The sequence below is a fragment of the Achromobacter spanius genome (assembly GCF_029637605.1).
Taxonomy (GTDB): Bacteria; Pseudomonadota; Gammaproteobacteria; order Burkholderiales; family Burkholderiaceae_B; genus Achromobacter; species Achromobacter spanius_E.
This window is the reverse complement of the sequence record NZ_CP121261.1, coordinates 3,918,598-3,935,757: the sequence shown is the minus strand read 5'-3', so window position 1 is coordinate 3,935,757 and position 17,160 is coordinate 3,918,598. Positions and strand designations below refer to the sequence as shown.

Genomic DNA, 17,160 nt, shown 5'->3' with positions numbered 1-17,160 from the left:
CGGCAACAACGCAAAGCGCGCAACAGATGCGCTCAACACACTCAGCAGGAGACATACCCATGCGCAGCATTTTCATCCGTACCCTGAGCGCCGTCGCGGCGTTCGGCCTGACCGCCACCCTGGCCCACGCCCAAGGCGACGCCGCCGCCTGGCCCACCAAGAACATCCGATACATCGTGCCGTTCTCACCCGGGGGCGTGTCTGACGGCGTGGCGCGCCTGATGGCCGAGCAACTGAGCGCGCGGCTGGGGCAATCCGTCATCGTTGAAAACAAGCCGGGCGTATCCGGCATCGTGGGCACGCAGTTGACCGCGCGCGCCGAGCCCGACGGCTACACGATCGAAGGTGGCACCATCACCACGCACGCCGTCAACCCGTTCTTCATCAAAAAGCTGGGCTACGACCCGGTCAAGGACTTCACGCCGATTGCCCTGGTGGGCATGGTCAGCAACGCGCTGGTGGTGCGTGCCGACAGCCCCTTCAACACGGTGCAGCAGGTGATCGATGCGGCGCGCGCCAAGCCGGACACGCTGACCTATGGCACGGCGGGCGCGGGCACCTCGCAACATCTGTCGGGTCAGCTGTTCCAGTCCATCTCCGGCACGCAATTGCGCCAGATCGTCTACAAGGGCGGCTCGCAATCCATGGTGGACTTGATTGGCGGGCAGATCGACATGGTCTTTGAAACCGTGGCCGCCGCGCGCCCGATGATCGACGCCAAGCGCGTCAAGGTGCTGGGCGTGACGTCCGCCGCGCCGCTGGCCGACCTGCCGGGCGTGAAGCCCTTGGCCGAACTGGGCTTGCCCGGCTTTGAAATGCAGTCCTGGCAAGGCATCTTCGCGCCTGCCGGCACGCCCAAGCCCGTGGTGGACCGACTGGCGCGCGAAATCGCGGCCATCGTGAAAACGCCTGAAGTGCGCGCCAAGCTGCTGACGCTGGGCGTGGCGCCGGACGGGCGCGGCTCGGCGGCGTTCTCGCAATTTCAGCGCAGCGAAATCGAGAAATGGGGCAAAGTGATCAAGGCTGCCGGTATCCAGGCAGACTGATCGCTTTTCCCAGCCATCGCAGGAGACTTCCATGACCCCTTCCCACCATCCCCTGGACGGCCGCCTGCCGGACATGCTGCGCAGCGGCAAGCCCTTGCGCGGCTTGTTCAACGGGCTGCCCAGCCCGGCCATCGTGGAGATGTGCGCGTATGCCGGTTTTGATTTCATCATTCTTGATAACGAACACGGCAGCGCTGATCTCGGCACCACCGAACACATGCTGCGCGCCGCCCGCGCGGCGGGCATCGTGCCGGTGGTGCGCTGCTTTGAACACGACCTGCCGCGCGTGCTGGACATGGGGGCCAGCGCGGTGCAGGTGCCCATGGTGGAAAGCGCCGAGCAGGCGCGGCGGCTGGCGGCCATGGTGCATTACCCGCCCCTGGGCCGCCGTGGCAGCGCCTTCAGCACGCGCGCGGCCGGCTATGGCGCGTTCGGCGGGGCAGGGCACACGCAGCGCAGCAACGACGGCATCGGCTTTATCGCCATGATCGAAACCCCCGAAGCCATTGCCGTGGCGGCGGAGATCGCGGCGGTGGAGGGCGTGGATGCGGTCTTCATCGGCCCCAATGACCTGGCCCACGCGATGGGCCATGGCAGCGACTGGACGGCCGCGCCCGTGCAGCAGGCCATCGAGCAGGGCTTGAAGGCCATTGCATCAGCCGGAAAATGCCCCGGCATCATTGCGCTGACGCCTGAGGACGAAGCAAAGTACGGCGCAATGGGCGCCCGCTATTTCGCCAACGTGTCCACCAGCATCATTACGCGGGCGCTGGCGCAGGCGGCCTCGGCCGGACGGGACGCGCAACTGCGCTATTGAAGGCCGCGCGGGTCGGGGGGGAAGCGCGGCGGGCATTGCGGCAGAAATTGCAGGGCGGAAATTGCGCATAAACTTGGCGGCTTCATCACCCGCCGACCCAGCAAGGAATCCCACATGCCCGCACGCGCGCTTTCGCTTTTGTCCTGCATGGTGTTGATCGGGGCAGCCCTTGCCGGGGGGACCCTTTCGGGAGCCGCCCACGCCGGGTCGGCCCCGGCCGAATTGTCGTGCCTGTCGGACAGCGGCAAGGTGGCCTTGAAGGGCGTCATCCCGTCGCCTTCATCCGAAGACCTGAACCTGACGCTGAGCTACTTCGACGCGCAGCTCAGCTTCAACGACAGCACCACCGACGGCAGCTACGTGGTCTCGGATTTTCCGCAATCGGTGTTCGTGCTATTGGTGCCATCCCCCGGCACCGCGCTGACGCTGCACGCGCTGCCCGCGACCATGGCGGTGGAAAAGACGAGCGACAGCGGCGACCGCTCAGGTACCTTCCAGGCCAAATTGACCGCGCCCCGCCCACGCTCGGCCACGGGCGTGCAGACGGCAACGCCGTTGACCGCCACGCTGAATTGCGAGTACCGGTATTCGCTGTAAGGGCTCAATCCGAAGGGAGGCACGGCAGGTGCAGCGCCACGACTTCGGTGTTGCCCTGAACGATGCCGGGGTAGCGGCTTCGAACCAGCGGGTCGTGTCCCGGCACGATGTGGTCCGGCGATTCGGCGTGGCGTAGCAAGGTTTCGTACCCGGCCAGCATGTCGGCCACGTTCAGCACGATGGGAAACGGCGCATCCAGGCCCATGTTGTCGTAGTAGTGGCTGGCATCCGAGGCCAGCACGATCCAGCCGCGCGCCGTATGCACCCGCACCGCTTGCAGCCCCTGCGTGTGTCCGCCGATGTGCAGCAGTTGCAGGCCTGGCGCAATTTCGTCGTGGCCGTGATGGAACGCCACCCGCTTGTCGTACACGCCCCGCACCACATCAAGCACGTCTTCAACCGCATAGGCGTGGCGCAGCATGTCGAAGCGCATGTTGCAGCCGCAGGCATAGTGCAGCTCGCTTTCCTGCAGATGCAGGCGGGCATGCGGCAGTTTGCGAAGGTTGCCGGCGTGGTCGTAGTGCAGGTGCGTGACGATGACGTCCTGGATGTCTTCGGGCGCCAGCCCCAAGGTCTTCAAGGCCTCGATCGGGCAGCGCAGGAGTTCGCGGCCGCGTGCGTCGGCGGCGGCTTGGTTGAAGCCTGTGTCGACCAGCCAGACGCGCTGGTCGCGGCGTATGACCCAGACGAAATAATCCATGGGCATCGGGCCGTCGTGCGGATCGGGCGGCGTGATGAAGTTCTGCGCGCGGCGGCGCGCCACGGTGGCATAGCGCAGGGCATAGACTTCGTATTCAGGCAGCATCATGCGATTCCTCGGATGGTTCGGATGTGGTCGAGTTCGGGCTTCAGGTAGTGCATCAGGCGCCGCGGGCTTTCCACCATGGGGAAGTGGCCCAGGTCCGGCATGGCGGTAAAGCGCGCGCCGGGAATCCGCGCCGCAACGCGGCGAGAATCTTCCGGGCTGGCGGAATAGTCGTAGGCGCCCGTCAGCAGCGATATACCGAACGCGCGCGTGTCCAGGCCGTCCAGATGCAGGGAAGCGTCGAAGTCTTCGCTGTAGAAGCAGAGGTCGTTGGCGTACACGTTGTAGCCGCCTTGCGCATAGATCCAGGCCGCCTCGCGGCGCGCCTGCAAGGTGGCGGCTGGGCCCATCAGCCCGCGCACATAGGCCGGGTTGTGCGCCGCCTGATTCACCTGGGGATGGCACAGCATGGGTGTGCGGCGGCCAACGGCCTTGTCCGGCGCTTCCAGCGCCACCACGCCCGCCACGTCCGCCGGGCTGCGGGCGGCAATCACCAGGGCCATCGCCGCGCCCATCGAGCAGCCAAGCAAGACGACGGGCGCGCCCGCCAGTTGCCGGATCACGGCCAGACAGGTGCGCAGATAGGCTTCGCGGGTCAGCCCGGTATCGGTCCAGGCGTGGCCGGGCAGGGGCATGCTGCGCCCATGGCCGGGCATGTCGAAGGCCATCATCCGCCATTGGGCGCGCAGCTCGGCATCGGCCATCAGCGCGTGGTATTGGCGTGAATCGGCGCCGGCGGTATGCAGCATCAAGAGCGGCGGGCCGTTGGCCAGGCCGCTGGTTTCGACGTAGAGCGAAGTGCGGGTGTCGCCCAGGTCCAGCGTGGCGTAGTGGCCGGCGATGCAGGAGCGATCAAGCAGGTCGGGCGCTGCGTCTTCGATCTGCCCGCGCAGGATTTCAAACAGCCGTTCCAGGGGATGCAGTGCTTGCGCAATGGCCAGCGCGTCGCCTTTGACACGCAGGCCCTGAGCCTGCCGATGCGCGGCGGTGAATGAGTGGTAGCCGGGGGGCGGGGTGGGAGTCATCAGCTTGTGCCAGGTGTCCGGCAAGGCGCTGATGACAATGCACTGCGAGGGCGCGGCGGGCTGGCCGGCCCAGGCGCAAATCCGGTCTTCCGGATCCGCGCCCACTTGCAGCCAGATGGCGCAGGGCAGGCCCCTGGCTGCGCCGATGAATTCGCTATCCTGCTGTGCCAGGGCCGCCACGGCCCTCAGTTCCTGGACGGTCGCCTTCACGGGTTGATGCCTCCTCTTGTTGGCGCCTGAGCACGTCGAGCGCGGTGCGTTCCGCGTTCACGATATGGCTCTGTGCGGCCGCTTGGGCGCCTTGTGGGTCCCGAGCACGGATGCGCTCGTAGATGTCGTCGATTTCGGCCATGCTTTCCGGCAGCCGGTCGGGGCGCGCGAACGAGGTGGCGCGCAGCAGGTTGATGCGTGACAGCAGCCCCGGCAGCATGTCCTTGATCAGGTCGTTGTCACAGCCCGACAGCAGCACGTCGTAGAAATCGCGCTTGGCGGCCAGCAGGGCCGACTTGTTGCTGCCCTTGGCCTGGCGGTGCAGCGCATCGACGGCCTTGCGCAGCCGGTCAACGTCGGCATCGCTGGCCAGGCGCGCGAACTCGTGCGCGGCAAAGCCTTCCAGCAGCGCGCGCAGGGCATACAGGTCGTGCGCCGCCTTTTCAGTGATGCGCACCACCGTGGGACCACGATGGGGTTCGATGGAAATCAGCCTTTCGGCCTCCAGGGTGCGCAGGGCCTCGCGCAGCGTGCTGCGGCTGATGCTCAGTTGCTCACAGAGCTCCACTTCGCGCAGGCGTTCACCGCCCTTGATGTGGCCGTCCATGATGGCGCCGCGCAGATATTCCTCGACGCGGGTGCGCAGGGTGGTGGGCTTCTCGAAAATCGCACCGGTGGGGGTGGGCATGGCTGTCTCTCGCTTAGCGTGGCGGCGGGCGCAAGGCGTCATCCAGGCTTTTGGCCAGGGCGCCGCGCACCGCCGATTCAACGTAAAGACGCAATATATCCCGCCGACGGGTCATAGCCTTAACCTCATAGCCTTAGCCTCACCCTCATCGCTTCGACCCCATCGCCATGGCCCCATCGCTACAGCCCCAGGTACGCTTCGCGCACGCGGCTGTCTTCCATCAGCGCGTGGCTGGGGCCGGACAGCACCATCGCGCCGGATTGCAGCACGTAAGCGTGTTCTGCCACCGACAACGCCAGCCGCGTGTTCTGTTCCACCAGCAAAATGGTCAGCCCGCTGCGGTGGATGTCGATCATGGCCTGGTGCATTTCCTCGACCACCTTGGGCGCCAGACCGTGGCTGGGCTCGTCCAGCAGCAGCAGCCGGGGCTTGAGCATCAGCGCGCGGCCGAACGCCACCATTTGCTGCTCGCCGCCCGACAAGGTGCCGGCGGCCTGCCGACGGCGCTCCAGTAGCCGGGGAAACAAGGCATAGACCTCGTCGCAGCCGCGTTTGAGGGCCGCGCCGTCACGGCGGCGGGTGTAGCCGCCCAGGTAGAGGTTTTCTTCCACGGTCATCTCGGGGAAAACATGGCGGCCTTCCGGAACATGGGCGATGCCCAGCTCGGGAATGCGGTGCGGCGGCAGGCGCAGGATGTCGTGCCCGTCGAAGACGATGCTGCCGCTGACCTTGTCCAGCAAGCCCGATACGCAGCGCAGCAGCGTGCTCTTGCCCGCGGTATTGGCACCCACCACCGCGATGAAGCCGCCTTGCGGCACGTCCAGCGACACGTCGTGCAGGACCGGGCTGCGGTCGTAAGAGGCGGTCAGCCCCTGAATCTGCAACAGGCTCATGCGCTGGCCTCCACGTGTTCCATCGACTTGCCCAGGTACACCTCGATCACCGTGGGGTTCGCCGCGATCTCGGCCGGGCTGCCCTCGGCGATCTTCTGCCCGAACGACAGCACCAGGATGCGGTTACATAACCGCATGATGGCGCGCATGTGATGTTCCACCACGATGAAGCTGATGCCGGATTCATCGCGCAGCGTGCGGATCAGGTCCAGCATGGTGTCCATCTCGGCTTCGTTCAGCGCGGCCATCACCTCGTCCAGCAGGAACACCCTGGGGTCGGTACACAGCGCGCGCGCCAGTTCCACCCGCGCCTGTTCGGGAAACGACAGTTCGCCGGCGGGCTTGGCGGCAATGGCGGACAGGCCCACGCGGTCCAGGCTGTCGCGCGCTACCTGGCGGGCACGTGGCACGTCGTGGCGCAGCAGGCCGCCCACCAGCACGTTGTCCAGCACCGTCATCTCGGGAAACAGCGCGACGTTCTGGAAGGTCTTGGTCATGCCCAGCGCCGCGATCTGGTGGGGCCGCAGGCCGTTGACGTCGCGGCCTTCCAGTTCGATGCGCCCGCCCTGGCTGGCGTACAAACCCATCAGCAGGTTGAACACCGTGGTCTTGCCGGCGCCGTTCGGCCCGATCAGGCCCAGGATGTCGCCGCGCGCCACGCTGAACGACACGTCGTCCACCGCCTTCAGGCCGCCGAAGCGGCGCTGGATGTTCGAGACTTTCAGGATGTCAGGCATGCTGGCCCCGCTTCAGGTTGCGCAGCCGCGTCCACAGTGCCGACAGGCCGCGCGGCTCGATCAGGATGATGGCGATCAGGATCAGGCCAAACGCCAACTGCGACACGCCGGCCGTGTGGCCCGACAGCCAATCGTTGAACACCTCTTCCAACGGAATGATGACCAGCGCGCCGATCAGCGGCCCCGCCACCGTGCCCACGCCGCCGATGATGCAGATGAGCGCCACGCGCACCGACACGCCCACCAGCGAGAACACCGTGTCCGGGTCGAAGAAGTAGATGAACTGCGCGTACAGCGTGCCGCAGGCGCCCATCAGCGCGGCGGACACCACGGCGGCCAGGATGCGCGTTTGCGCGGTGTTCACGCCGATCACTTCCGCCGCTTGCGGGTTGGCCTTCACCGCGCGCAGGCGGTAGCCTAGCCGCGACCGGCTGATCAGCGCAAAGACCACGGACGTGATGATGGCGGCCCCCAGCATCAGGTAGTAGTACGGAATGCTGGACTTGAACTGCATCTGCGCCCAGCCTTCGGCAAACGGAATGGACAGGCCCACCGGCCCGCCCGTGACGGACGCCCAGGTATTGGCGATGGCGCGCAGCACTTCGCCAAACGCCAGCGTTGCCAGCGCGAAGTAATGCCCGCGCAGCCGCATGGTGGGCAGGCTGAGCAGCGCGCCGGCCACCGCCGCCACCGCCATTGCGGCCACGATGCCCAGCCAGGGTGAAATGCCATAGCGCATCAGCAGCAGAGTGGACGTATACGCGCCCAGGCCGAAGAAGGCCGCATGGCCCAACGAGATCTGGTTGGCCAGGCCGCCCACGATATTCCACGATTGGCCCATCGCCGCGAACAGCAGCACCAGCGTCACTACGCGTATGGCATAGCCCTGGTCTTCCATCAGCCAGGGAGCCGCCAGCGCCACCGCAAGCAGCAGCGCCCAAGGCAGGAGTTGTCGATTCATGCGCATCATGCGGCCCTTTTCAAAAGACCTTCCGGGCGCACGGCCAGGACCAGAATGAAGATGACGAACAGCACCAGGTTCTGCAACTGCATGGGCAGCACCAGCGACGACAGCGACTGGATCACGCCCACCGCCACACCGCCCACCACCGCGCCCAGCACGCTGCCCAGGCCGCCCAGCACCACCGCCGTGAACATCAGCACGCTGAACTGCGCGCCCACGGTGGTGGACGCCGTGAGATACGGCAGGATGATGCCGCCGCCCAGGGCCGTCAGCCCCACGCCCAGGCCAAAGGCCAACTGATGCACGCGGTGGGTGGAGATGCCCGACAGCCGCGCGGCCATCGGGTCTTGGGCGGTGGCGCGCACGGCCATGCCCCACCAGGTTTTCTTCAGCACCCACCACAGCGTCAGCCCGGCTACCGACGCCACCACGAAAGCCAGCAGATACGGCGCGCTGAACAGAATGGGGCCCACGGCCAGCGCGGTCATCTGGTAGGGCGTTTGCACCGAGCGGAACTCTGATCCGAACAGGATCAGCGCCAGGTTTTCCATGACGATCAGCAAGCCCACCGTCAGGAAAATCTGCGCCACGGCGGGCGCCTTCATCACCCGGTTGATCAGGAACTTCTGCGTCAGCACGCCCAGCACGAAGGCCACGGCGAATGACAGCAGCGACCCCACCAACGGGTCCAGCCCCAGCAGCTTCCAGGCGAAGTACGCCACGAACATGCCCACCATCAGGAATTCTGCCTGGGCGAAGTTGACGATGGACACCACCCCGAAGACGAGCGTCAGCCCAATCGAGATCACCGCGTAAACGCCGCCCAGCAGAATGCCGTCCACCAGCGCCTGCAAGAATTGCATGACCGTCCCCCTCCGTCTTGCGTGATGCCGCCTAGATGCCGCTCAAGTGGCGCTGATGACTCGACCCTTGGCCAAAGCCTGCGGCCAGACCGACACCAGTTCGTTGTTCTGCCACTGCACCATGACGGGCTGGGCCAGCGTGTTCAGGCCCTTGGCGTCGAAATGCACGCCGCCGCCCGACATCACGCCCGCCCAGCCCTGGTCGTACTTCTGCGCACGCAACGCCTTGGTCACTGCCTCGGGCTTGTCGGACGCCGCCACCTCCAGCGCCGCGGCCAGCACCCCCGCGCACACGGCGTGTTCCAGCGCTTCGTGCGGCATGAAGGTGCCGAAGCGCTTGCGATAGCGTTCGGTGTATTCGGGCGCCTGGTCGTAGTTGGCCGGCGCAATCGACAGCACCGCCTGCGCGTACTGGCCCAACGCGCGGGCGAAGTCGGGAATTACGTAGCCCGCCGCGCCGCCCACCACGGGCACCGTCAGCCGTTGCTGGCGCATCACGCGGATGATCAACAGGCTGTCGTTTAGATACGAAATGGGGAACACGATCTGCGCGTCGGAGCCGCGCAGTTTGCTGATCAGCGGCGTCACGTCGGTGATGCCCAGCGGATAGGCCTCGTCCAGCACGATCTGGGCGCCGGCCGCCTTGGCCGCGTTGCGCACGCCCACCGCCTGCGAGGTGCCATAGGCGGTGTCTTCGTACAGCAGCGCGATCTTCTTGATGTCTGACGCGCCCGCCACGACCGACGCGGCGTAATCGTACTGAGCGCGGCCCAGCACCGAGCCCTTGGACACCACCTGGAAGATGTGCTTGAAGCCGCGCTCGGTGAGCATGTCCGAGAACGACATGGTCAACAGCGGGATGCCACGGCGTTCGGTCACCTCCGACACCGCCAGCGTCAACGACGAGGCGTACGCGCCAATGATCGCCACGCAGCGGTTCTGCGTGATCAGGCGCTGTGCCACGGTGGCGGCGGTGGTGGGCTGCGAGGTGGCGTCCGCGATGATCAGCTTGAGCTTGGCGCCACCCAGCGACTTGATGCCGCCGGCCGCGTTGATCTCGTCCGCGGCCAATTCCAGCCCCTGGCGGGAATTGATGCCGAACTGCGCGTTGGCGCCGGATAGCGGCAGGATGACGCCGACATTGATCTCGGCCGGTGCCGCCCGTGCCATGCCCGGCAGCGAGGCCGCCAGCGCGGCGGCGCCCAGCCCAGCGACAAATTCCCGGCGCCCGTGGCGTACGACTGCGGGGTGCACGGCCTGTTTGGGGTTGCTTTTCATGCTTGTCTCCTGGCTTTTATGGGAAATGGGCGCACGGCAGCCAGCCCGGCGCTTTGCCGCATTATTGTGCTCAATATTTACGCAGTCAAGCATATTGTCCGACAATCCGACTATTGACGATCTGACAAAAATGGGCAGACAATCCATCGCGTAATCGATCACGTAATCGCCTTTCATCCATCACCAGTGAGGAACTCATGGCAGACATCAAATCCGAAACCCAAGCCCTGTTCGACCAAGGTCTGAACCTGCGTCGCGAGGTGCTGGGCACCGAGTACGTGGACGGTTCGCTGGCGCGCGCGAACGACTTCATGATGGCGTTCCAGAACATCACCACCGAATGGTGCTGGGGCTACACCTGGGGCCGTCCGGGCCTGGAGAAGAAGACGCGCAGCATGCTGAACCTGGCCATGCTGACGGCGCTGAACCGCCCGGCCGAGATCAAGCTGCACGTCAAGGGCGCGCTGAACAACGGCGTCACGGTGGAAGAGATCAAAGAGATCCTGCTGCAAGCCACCGTGTACTGCGGCATTCCGGCGGGGCTGGACGCCTTCAAGGTGGCCAACCAGGTACTGGAAGAAGAGGGCGCCTTCAAGGAGCAGCAAGCATGAGCGCAGCGCAAGAGCGCGTGGGGCTGATCGGCATCGGCAGCATGGGCTGGCCGATGGCGGCGAGGCTGGTGCAGGCCGGCTTCGCGGTGACGGTGTTTGATGCCGTGCCGGGCCAGGCCGACAAGTTCGCGCAGGAAGTCGGCGGGCAGGCAGCCGCCACCTGCGCGGCGCTGGCCGCGCAAAGCGACATCATCGTCACCATGCTGCCCACCAGCGGCATCGTTGAACAAGTGCTGAGCGGCGCCGATGGCGTGTTGGCGGGCCTGCGTGCCGGCAGCGTGGTGGTGGAAATGAGCTCGGGCGTGCCGGCCCATACGCAGCGCCTGGCCCAGGCTGTGGCCGAGGCGGGCGGGCAGATGGTGGATGCGCCCGTGTCCGGTGGCGTGCCGCGCGCGCGCACCGGTGAGCTCTCCATCATGTTCGGCGGCCCGGCCGCCACGCTTGAGCGCGTGCGCCCGGCACTGTCGGCCATGGGCACATCCATCACGCCGGTGGGCGATGTGGGCAGCGCCCATGCCATGAAGGCGCTGAACAATCTGGTGTCCGCGGGCGGCTTCTTGATCGGCGTGGAAGCCATGCTGATCGGCCAGCAGTTCGGCCTGGACCCGAACGTGATCGTGGATGTGTTGAACGCGTCCACCGGCATGAACAATTCCACGCAAAAGAAGTTCAAGCAGTTCGTGCTGTCACGCGAATTCAACTCGGGCTTCGGGCTGGACCTGATGGTGAAAGACCTGGGCATTGCGCTGGGCATCGCCACCGACACCGGCACGCCCACGCCGTTTGCGTCGCTGTGCCGCGAGCTCTGGGCCTCGGCGGGCAAGACGCTGGGCAAGGGGCAGGACCACACCGCCGTGGCGCGCCTGTCCGAACAGTTGGCGGGCGTGGAGTTGAGCGCAAAGAAAGCGGATTCCTAGATTCAGACCTACGGCGCGGCATGGTCCGCGCCGCTTTTTTTCAACCTGCATCACCCATAACCGCCGGCACCAGGCGGAGGGGCCGGCTATTGCCGGCACACATAGCAAGGAGCGAGACATGAAGAAGACATTCCGGGCGGCCCTGGCCGTCGGCCTGATGGCGCTTGGCGCCAACGCAAGCGCGCAGGACTACCCCACGCGGTCCATCTCGATGGTGGTGCCCTATGCGGCGGGCGGCTCCACGGATGGCCTGGCCCGCATCGTGGCGCAGGCCATGGGCGAGAACCTGGGCCAGACCATTGTTGTGGAAAACCTGGGCGGCGGCGGCACCATGATCGGCAACCAACGCGTGACGCGCGCCGCGCCCGACGGCTACACCATCACCTTCGGCAACATGGGGTCGCTGGCGATTGCGCCGTCGCTATATCCCAAGGCCAAGTTCGATCCGCGCCGCGACATGGCCGCCATCGGCCTGGTGGCGACGGTGCCGATGGTGCTGTCGGTCAGCAAGAAAAGCGGCATCACCACGCTGCCCGACTTCGTTGCGCGCATGAAGAAGAACGGTGCGGACGTGAACTTCGGCAACGCGGGCTCGGGCTCCACCAGCCACATCGCGGCCGCCTACTTCATGCACGTGACCAATACCAAGGGCATGCAGATTCCGTATCGCGGGGCGGGGCCGGCCATCGCCGACCTGATGGCCGGCACGGTGGACGCGGTGATCGACCAGACCGTCACGATGATTCCCATCCACGAAGGCAAGCGCGTCACGGCCCTGGCCGTGGCCAGCGAATCGCGCCTGCCGCAGATTCCCGATGTGCCGACCTTTGCGGAAGCCGGCGTGCCGGCGTTCAACATGAGCGTCTGGAACGGCATCGCCGCGCCGGCCGGCACGCCGCCCGCCGTCATCGCGCGTTTGGAACAGGCCTTGGCGGCAGCGCTGAACAGCCCCGGCGTGCAGGACTCGCTGGACAAGCTGGCGGCGCAGGCACCCGTCGGCAAAGACCAGGGCGCGGCGGCCTTCCAGGCGCTGATCGCGCGCGACGTGCCGCATTTCGCGGCCTTGATCCAGGACGCCAACATCACCGTCAATTGAAGGCCGGGGTGGCGCCAGCCGCGTTGTTGCCAGCCCCTTTGGCGCCACCCCGGTCCGCTGGCATGATCACAAGACGATCACGAACCAAGGAGACCCACGCATGAGCTCTTCCCCTTCGACTGCCAGCCAGCCCCCGCTGTGCCTGGCACCCTTGCCCGACATGGACGCCGCCACCTTCGACATCCCGCCCGGCGCCTGCGACACGCATGCGCACGTGGTCGCCGCTGACAGCAGCGCGTATCCGCTCGTGCCCGAGCGCACCTACACACCGCCGCCCGCGCCCGAGTCCGCTTACCTGGGCATGCTGCGCCAGACCGGCATGTCGCGCGGCGTGCTGGTGCAGATCAGCGTCTATGGCACCGACAACCGCTACATGCTGGAAGTGCTGCGCCGCCATCCCGACCAACTGCGCGGGGTTGGCGTCGTCGCGCCCGACGTCAGCGACCAGGAGCTGGAAGCCATGCATGCCGCTGGCGTGCGTGGCCTGCGCATCAACGTCTTGTTTGGTGGCGGCATTGGCTTTGACGCCATGGAAACGCTGGCGCACCGCATTGCCGGGCTGGGTTGGCACATGCAATTCCTGATGGATGCGCGCCAATTGCCCGATTTGCTGCCGCGCATGCGCAAGCTGCCGGTGCCGGGCGTGGTGGACCACATGGGGCACATGCCGGTGGCGGATGGCACTGACAGCGCGGGCTTTCTGGCCCTGCAGCACCTGGTGCGCGACCACGGCTGGTGGGTCAAGCTGTCGGGCGCCTACCGCATCAGCGATCGCTTCGATGACTTCAGCGACGTGACGCCGTGGGCGCAAACGCTGATCGACACCGCGCCCGACCGCATGCTGTGGGGCAGCGACTGGCCGCATGTGCATCAAACGCGCATGGTCAACACGGGCCGCCTGCGCAACCAGCTTGCGCAGTGGGCGCCGGATGCCGACGTGCGCCACCGCATCCTGGTCAGCAACCCCGAACGCCTGTACGGATTCACCCCGGCGCGCTAAGCGCCAGCCCCTTCAGAACGATTCAAGAGACAAGCCATGCAATGGTATAGAGAGCTGAACAAGACCGAACGCCGCACCTTCATTGCCGCGTTCGGCGGCTGGGCCATCGACGCCCTGGACTTCATGGTGTTCACCTTCGTGATCGCCACGCTGATGAGCCTGTGGGGCATCGATAAGGGCCAGGCGGGCATGCTGGGCACGGTCACGCTGCTGTTCTCCGCCATCGGCGGTTGGCTGGCCGGCATCCTGGCCGACCGCTACGGCCGCGTGCGCGTCCTGCAATACACGATCCTGTGGTTTTCGGCCTGCACCGTGGCCATTGGCTTCGCGCAGAACTTCGAGCAGTTGTTTTTACTGCGCGCGTTGCAAGGCTTGGGCTTTGGCGGCGAGTGGGCCGTGGGCTCGGTGTTGATGGGCGAGATCGTGCGCGCCGAACACCGGGGTAAAGCGGTGGGCACCGTGCAAAGCGGCTGGGCGGTAGGTTGGGGCGCGGCGGCGGTCTTGTACACCGTGGCGTTCTCGTTGTTGCCGCCGGAATGGGCATGGCGCAGCCTGTTCTGGATCGGCGTGCTGCCCGCGTTCCTGGTGCTGTACATCCGCAAGAACGTGCCCGAACCCGAAGTGTTCAAGCGCGCGCAGGCCAGGGTGCATGCGGGCGAGGCGCGCGCGTCGTTCTGGAAGATCTTTTCGCCCGCGCTGATCAAGACCACCGTCATCACGGCCATTCTTTGCACGGGCGTGCAGGGCGGTTACTACGCCATCACGACCTGGTTGCCAACCTACCTGAAAGTGGAGCGCCAACTGTCGGTGCTGAACACGGGCGGTTACCTGATGGTCATTATTTTCGGTTCGTTCTGCGGCTACATTGCGGGGGCCTATTTGGCCGACCGCCTGGGCCGTCGCGCAAACCTGCTGATCTTCTCGGTGCTGTCGACCATCAGCGTTTATGTGTACACGCAATTGCCGCTGACCGATCACCAGATGCTGTTCCTGGGCTTTCCGCTGGGCTTTGCGGCGTCGGGCATTTTCAGCGGCATCGGCGCTTACCTGACCGAGCTGTTCCCGTCAGGCGTGCGGGCGTCGGGCCAAGGTTTCGCCTACAACTTCGGGCGCGGCATTGGTGCGCTGTTTCCCAGCCTGGTCGGCTTTCTTAGCCAGACGCACGGGCTGGGTTGGGCCATCGGCGCGTTTGCCACGGGGGCGTACGCGGTGGTGATCGTAACGGCGCTGCTGCTGCCCGAGACGAAGGGGCGCGTGCTGGAATAAGCGTCGCGCAGGCTGTTTTTGCGCTGCGTTTGCGCTGCTGTTCGCGCTAGTTTTCGTCCCTGGGGCCTGGGCATCTGCCCGGGCCTTTTGTTTGCTGTATAGGGGTTTACCCGATATGGTCGTGATCATTAAATTTGTATGATGACCCGATAAATTCAATACAAGAGACATCCCATCATGCTGGCCCAGCCGCTGCGTTTCGCGCCGAACCTTTCGCGCCGTTTACTCCAGACATGCACCCCTGCCAATCAGGGGTTTTTTCATGACTGATGAAGCCCGCATCCGCGAAGAAATCTGCGTCGTCGGCGCCAGCCTCTACCAACGCGGCTACACCGTGGGCGCGGCCGGCAACATCAGCGCCCGGCTGGATGATGGCTGGCTCATCACCCCCACCGACGCCTGCCTCGGGCGGTTGGACCCGGCCGATCTGGCCAAGGTCGACCTGGACGGCAATTGGGTGTCCGGCGCCAAGCCGTCCAAGACGCTGGTGCTGCATCAGGGCATCTATCGCGCCAGCCCCGAATCGCGCGGCATCATCCACACGCATTCCACGCATCTGGTGGCCTTGACGCTTGCCGGCGTGTGGCGGCCTGATGAAGTGCTGCCACCCATCACGCCCTACCAGGTCATGAAAGTGGGCCGCATTCCCTTGATTGCTTATCGCCGGCCGGGCGACCCGCAAGCCGCCGCGGAAGTTGCCGCCGTGGCGGGCCAGGTGCGCGGCGCGCTGTTCGAAAGGCTGGGGCCGGTGGTGTGGGAACGCTCGGTGGCGCATGCGTCATACGCGCTGGAAGAGCTGGAAGAAACCGCCCGCCTGTGGCTGATGAGCCAGCCGCGCCCCGCGCCGCTGTCCGCCCAGGCCATCGATGAACTTCGAGCCACCTTCGGCACGCGTTACTGATTCCCTCACCTGTACAAAGCCGCCTGGCCGCCCTGCTGCGGACCGGGTCGGCGCACTCTTTTGGAGACGATGCATGCCCCCGATGGATTTGACGTCCGGCGCTGTGCCTGGCAAACCCGGCAACCCCGGCACCGCCGCCACCGCTGGCGCGCCGCAGCCGGATTCCCTGGAAACCGCGCGCGCCTACGCCAAGGTGTTCTGGCGGCTCGTGCCGTTCTTGATGCTGTGCTATGTCATCGCTTACCTGGACCGCGTCAACGTCGGCTTCGCCAAGCTGCAAATGTCGCAAGACCTGGGGTTCAGCGAAACCGTGTTCGGCCTGGGCGCCGGCGTGTTCTTCATTGGCTACTTCCTTTTTGAAGTGCCCAGCAACCTGCTCATGCATCGCCTGGGCGCGCGCGTCTGGATCGCGCGCATCATGATCACCTGGGGCATTCTTTCCGGCATGTTCATGTTCGTGGAAACGCCCACCGGCTTCTACATCCTGCGCTTCCTGCTTGGCCTGGCCGAAGCGGGTTTCTACCCCGGCGTCATCCTGTACCTGACCTACTGGTATCCCGCGCACCGCCGCGCCAAGATCATCGCGCTGTTCATGTCCGCCATTCCCGTGGCCGGTATCTTCGGCAACCCCTTGTCGGGCTGGATCATGGAAGCCTTCCACGGCACGCACGGCTTGCAGGGCTGGCAGTGGATGTTCCTGATCGAGGCCATACCCGCGCTGCTCATCGGCGTGGTCACCATCATGTACCTGGACAACGGCATCGCCAGCGCCAAATGGCTGACGGCCGATGAAAAGCAGTTGCTGACACGCGAGATCGAACAGGACCAGAAGCAGACGGGCACGCAAAAGCACTCGCTGCGCGCGGTGTTTTCTGACAAGCGCGTGTGGTGGATGTGCCTGATCTACTTCGCCTTCGTCGCGGGCCAATATGGCCTGACCTTCTGGATGCCCACGCTGATCAAATCGACGGGCGTGACGGGCGCGTTCAACATCGGCCTGCTCAGCGCCATTCCGTTCATCTGCGCCATCATCGTGATGAACCTGCTGGGCCACTCGGCCGACAAGCGGCGCGAACGCCGCTGGCACCTGATCGTGCCGGCGCTGGCGGGCGCGGTGGGCTTTACCGCCGCGGCGTCCTTTGCCGACAGCACTGTCATTTCGCTGATCTGCCTGTCCCTGGCCGCGGCCGGTGTGCTGACGTGCGCGCCGCTGTTCTGGTCCTTGCCCACGGCCTTTCTGTCGGGCACCGCGGCGGCGGCGGGCATCGCCATCGTCAACTCGGTGGGCAACCTGGCGGGCTTCGCCAGCCCCTACATGATTGGCTACCTGAAAGACCTGACCCAATCCACCGCGTCCGGCATGTACGTGCTGGCCGCCGTGCTGGTCATCGGCGCCATCGCGGTCTGGTTCACACCCGCCAAGCTGGTCAACCGCTAATGGCCCGA

Annotated in this window: 18 protein-coding genes; 10 read left to right on the top strand and 8 right to left on the bottom strand. The window is 65.8% G+C overall.

Features of this window, described 5'->3' with window-relative positions; translation table 11 throughout:
• Positions 1-59 precede the first annotated feature (59 nt).
• The 3 genes from P8T11_RS17555 to P8T11_RS17545 all read left to right on the top strand — a co-directional run bounded on the left by P8T11_RS17555 (position 60) and on the right by P8T11_RS17545 (position 2,460).
• The gene (locus tag P8T11_RS17555; RefSeq protein WP_268080772.1) at positions 60-1,046 is read left to right on the top strand and encodes a Bug family tripartite tricarboxylate transporter substrate binding protein; all 987 of its coding nucleotides are present in this window, start codon (positions 60-62) and stop codon (positions 1,044-1,046) included.
• Positions 1,047-1,077: 31 nt separating this feature from the next.
• Positions 1,078-1,863 (top strand): HpcH/HpaI aldolase family protein, encoded by a 786-nt coding sequence (locus tag P8T11_RS17550; RefSeq protein WP_268080773.1) that lies wholly within the window; start codon positions 1,078-1,080, stop codon positions 1,861-1,863.
• Between the two features lie 114 nt (positions 1,864-1,977).
• The gene (locus P8T11_RS17545) at positions 1,978-2,460 is read left to right on the top strand and encodes a hypothetical protein (RefSeq protein ID WP_268080774.1); all 483 of its coding nucleotides are present in this window, start codon (positions 1,978-1,980) and stop codon (positions 2,458-2,460) included.
• Positions 2,461-2,464: 4 nt separating this feature from the next.
• Here the strand turns inward: P8T11_RS17545 and P8T11_RS17540 are convergent, their stop codons facing one another.
• From P8T11_RS17540 to P8T11_RS17505, 8 genes are all read right to left on the bottom strand, one after another.
• Entirely contained in the window at positions 2,465-3,268 is an 804-nt protein-coding gene (locus P8T11_RS17540; protein ID WP_268080775.1) for an N-acyl homoserine lactonase family protein, read from the bottom strand.
• Positions 3,265-4,500, bottom strand: a complete 1,236-nt coding sequence (locus P8T11_RS17535; protein WP_268080776.1) for an alpha/beta fold hydrolase — start codon at positions 4,498-4,500, stop codon at positions 3,265-3,267. Before P8T11_RS17535 ends, P8T11_RS17540 begins: the two co-directional genes overlap by 4 nt.
• Positions 4,445-5,188 (bottom strand): GntR family transcriptional regulator, encoded by a 744-nt coding sequence (locus tag P8T11_RS17530; RefSeq protein WP_268080777.1) that lies wholly within the window; start codon positions 5,186-5,188, stop codon positions 4,445-4,447. Before P8T11_RS17530 ends, P8T11_RS17535 begins: the two co-directional genes overlap by 56 nt.
• Positions 5,189-5,367: 179 nt before the next feature.
• The gene (locus P8T11_RS17525) at positions 5,368-6,081 is read right to left on the bottom strand and encodes an ABC transporter ATP-binding protein (RefSeq protein ID WP_268080778.1); all 714 of its coding nucleotides are present in this window, start codon (positions 6,079-6,081) and stop codon (positions 5,368-5,370) included.
• The gene (locus P8T11_RS17520; protein WP_268080779.1) at positions 6,078-6,818 is read right to left on the bottom strand and encodes an ABC transporter ATP-binding protein; all 741 of its coding nucleotides are present in this window, start codon (positions 6,816-6,818) and stop codon (positions 6,078-6,080) included. Before P8T11_RS17520 ends, P8T11_RS17525 begins: the two co-directional genes overlap by 4 nt.
• Positions 6,811-7,779, bottom strand: coding sequence for a branched-chain amino acid ABC transporter permease (locus P8T11_RS17515; protein ID WP_232311982.1), 969 nt, complete (start codon positions 7,777-7,779; stop codon positions 6,811-6,813). The genes P8T11_RS17520 and P8T11_RS17515 overlap by 8 nt, the downstream gene beginning before the upstream one ends.
• A gap of 5 nt (positions 7,780-7,784) precedes the next feature.
• Positions 7,785-8,645, bottom strand: coding sequence for a branched-chain amino acid ABC transporter permease (locus P8T11_RS17510; RefSeq protein WP_268080780.1), 861 nt, complete (start codon positions 8,643-8,645; stop codon positions 7,785-7,787).
• A gap of 42 nt (positions 8,646-8,687) precedes the next feature.
• The gene (locus P8T11_RS17505) at positions 8,688-9,923 is read right to left on the bottom strand and encodes an ABC transporter substrate-binding protein (RefSeq protein ID WP_268080781.1); all 1,236 of its coding nucleotides are present in this window, start codon (positions 9,921-9,923) and stop codon (positions 8,688-8,690) included.
• 197 nt (positions 9,924-10,120) lie between these two features.
• Here P8T11_RS17505 and P8T11_RS17500 point away from each other — a divergent pair, with 197 nt between their 5' ends.
• The 7 genes from P8T11_RS17500 (at position 10,121) to P8T11_RS17470 (ending at position 17,152) form a co-directional block, all read left to right on the top strand.
• Entirely contained in the window at positions 10,121-10,534 is a 414-nt protein-coding gene (locus tag P8T11_RS17500; protein WP_268080782.1) for a carboxymuconolactone decarboxylase family protein, read from the top strand.
• The gene (locus P8T11_RS17495) at positions 10,531-11,451 is read left to right on the top strand and encodes an NAD(P)-dependent oxidoreductase (protein ID WP_268080783.1); all 921 of its coding nucleotides are present in this window, start codon (positions 10,531-10,533) and stop codon (positions 11,449-11,451) included. The genes P8T11_RS17500 and P8T11_RS17495 overlap by 4 nt, the downstream gene beginning before the upstream one ends.
• A 118-nt stretch (positions 11,452-11,569) precedes the next feature.
• Entirely contained in the window at positions 11,570-12,547 is a 978-nt protein-coding gene (locus tag P8T11_RS17490; protein ID WP_268080784.1) for a Bug family tripartite tricarboxylate transporter substrate binding protein, read from the top strand.
• Positions 12,548-12,647: 100 nt separating this feature from the next.
• Positions 12,648-13,547 carry an amidohydrolase family protein gene (locus P8T11_RS17485; protein ID WP_268080785.1) on the top strand — a complete coding sequence of 300 codons (900 nt, stop codon included), beginning with the start codon at positions 12,648-12,650 and terminating at the stop codon, positions 13,545-13,547.
• A gap of 36 nt (positions 13,548-13,583) precedes the next feature.
• Entirely contained in the window at positions 13,584-14,813 is a 1,230-nt protein-coding gene (locus tag P8T11_RS17480) for an MFS transporter (protein WP_268080786.1), read from the top strand.
• A gap of 262 nt (positions 14,814-15,075) precedes the next feature.
• Positions 15,076-15,714: an aldolase gene (locus P8T11_RS17475; protein WP_268080787.1), complete on the top strand. Its 639-nt coding sequence runs from the start codon at positions 15,076-15,078 to the stop codon at positions 15,712-15,714.
• A 73-nt stretch (positions 15,715-15,787) separates the two neighbouring features.
• A complete protein-coding gene (locus P8T11_RS17470) occupies positions 15,788-17,152 on the top strand; it encodes an MFS transporter (RefSeq protein WP_268080788.1) in 1,365 nt (454 codons plus the stop codon).
• Positions 17,153-17,160 lie beyond the last annotated feature (8 nt).

Bases quoted from the DNA above. Each gene is read 5' to 3' on its own strand.
- P8T11_RS17555 (WP_268080772.1), top strand. From the start codon at position 60: ATGCGCAGCATTTTCATCCGTACCCTGAGCGCCGTCGCGGCGTTCGGC.
- P8T11_RS17550 (WP_268080773.1), top strand. From the start codon at position 1,078: ATGACCCCTTCCCACCATCCCCTGGACGGCCGCCTGCCGGACATGCTG.
- P8T11_RS17545 (WP_268080774.1), top strand. From the start codon at position 1,978: ATGCCCGCACGCGCGCTTTCGCTTTTGTCCTGCATGGTGTTGATCGGG.
- P8T11_RS17540 (WP_268080775.1), bottom strand. From the start codon at position 3,268: ATGATGCTGCCTGAATACGAAGTCTATGCCCTGCGCTATGCCACCGTG.
- P8T11_RS17530 (WP_268080777.1), bottom strand. From the start codon at position 5,188: ATGCCCACCCCCACCGGTGCGATTTTCGAGAAGCCCACCACCCTGCGC.
- P8T11_RS17525 (WP_268080778.1), bottom strand. From the start codon at position 6,081: ATGAGCCTGTTGCAGATTCAGGGGCTGACCGCCTCTTACGACCGCAGC.
- P8T11_RS17520 (WP_268080779.1), bottom strand. From the start codon at position 6,818: ATGCCTGACATCCTGAAAGTCTCGAACATCCAGCGCCGCTTCGGCGGC.
- P8T11_RS17515 (WP_232311982.1), bottom strand. From the start codon at position 7,779: ATGAATCGACAACTCCTGCCTTGGGCGCTGCTGCTTGCGGTGGCGCTG.
- P8T11_RS17510 (WP_268080780.1), bottom strand. From the start codon at position 8,645: ATGCAATTCTTGCAGGCGCTGGTGGACGGCATTCTGCTGGGCGGCGTT.
- P8T11_RS17505 (WP_268080781.1), bottom strand. From the start codon at position 9,923: ATGAAAAGCAACCCCAAACAGGCCGTGCACCCCGCAGTCGTACGCCAC.
- P8T11_RS17500 (WP_268080782.1), top strand. From the start codon at position 10,121: ATGGCAGACATCAAATCCGAAACCCAAGCCCTGTTCGACCAAGGTCTG.
- P8T11_RS17495 (WP_268080783.1), top strand. From the start codon at position 10,531: ATGAGCGCAGCGCAAGAGCGCGTGGGGCTGATCGGCATCGGCAGCATG.
- P8T11_RS17490 (WP_268080784.1), top strand. From the start codon at position 11,570: ATGAAGAAGACATTCCGGGCGGCCCTGGCCGTCGGCCTGATGGCGCTT.
- P8T11_RS17485 (WP_268080785.1), top strand. From the start codon at position 12,648: ATGAGCTCTTCCCCTTCGACTGCCAGCCAGCCCCCGCTGTGCCTGGCA.
- P8T11_RS17480 (WP_268080786.1), top strand. From the start codon at position 13,584: ATGCAATGGTATAGAGAGCTGAACAAGACCGAACGCCGCACCTTCATT.
- P8T11_RS17475 (WP_268080787.1), top strand. From the start codon at position 15,076: ATGACTGATGAAGCCCGCATCCGCGAAGAAATCTGCGTCGTCGGCGCC.
- P8T11_RS17470 (WP_268080788.1), top strand. From the start codon at position 15,788: ATGCCCCCGATGGATTTGACGTCCGGCGCTGTGCCTGGCAAACCCGGC.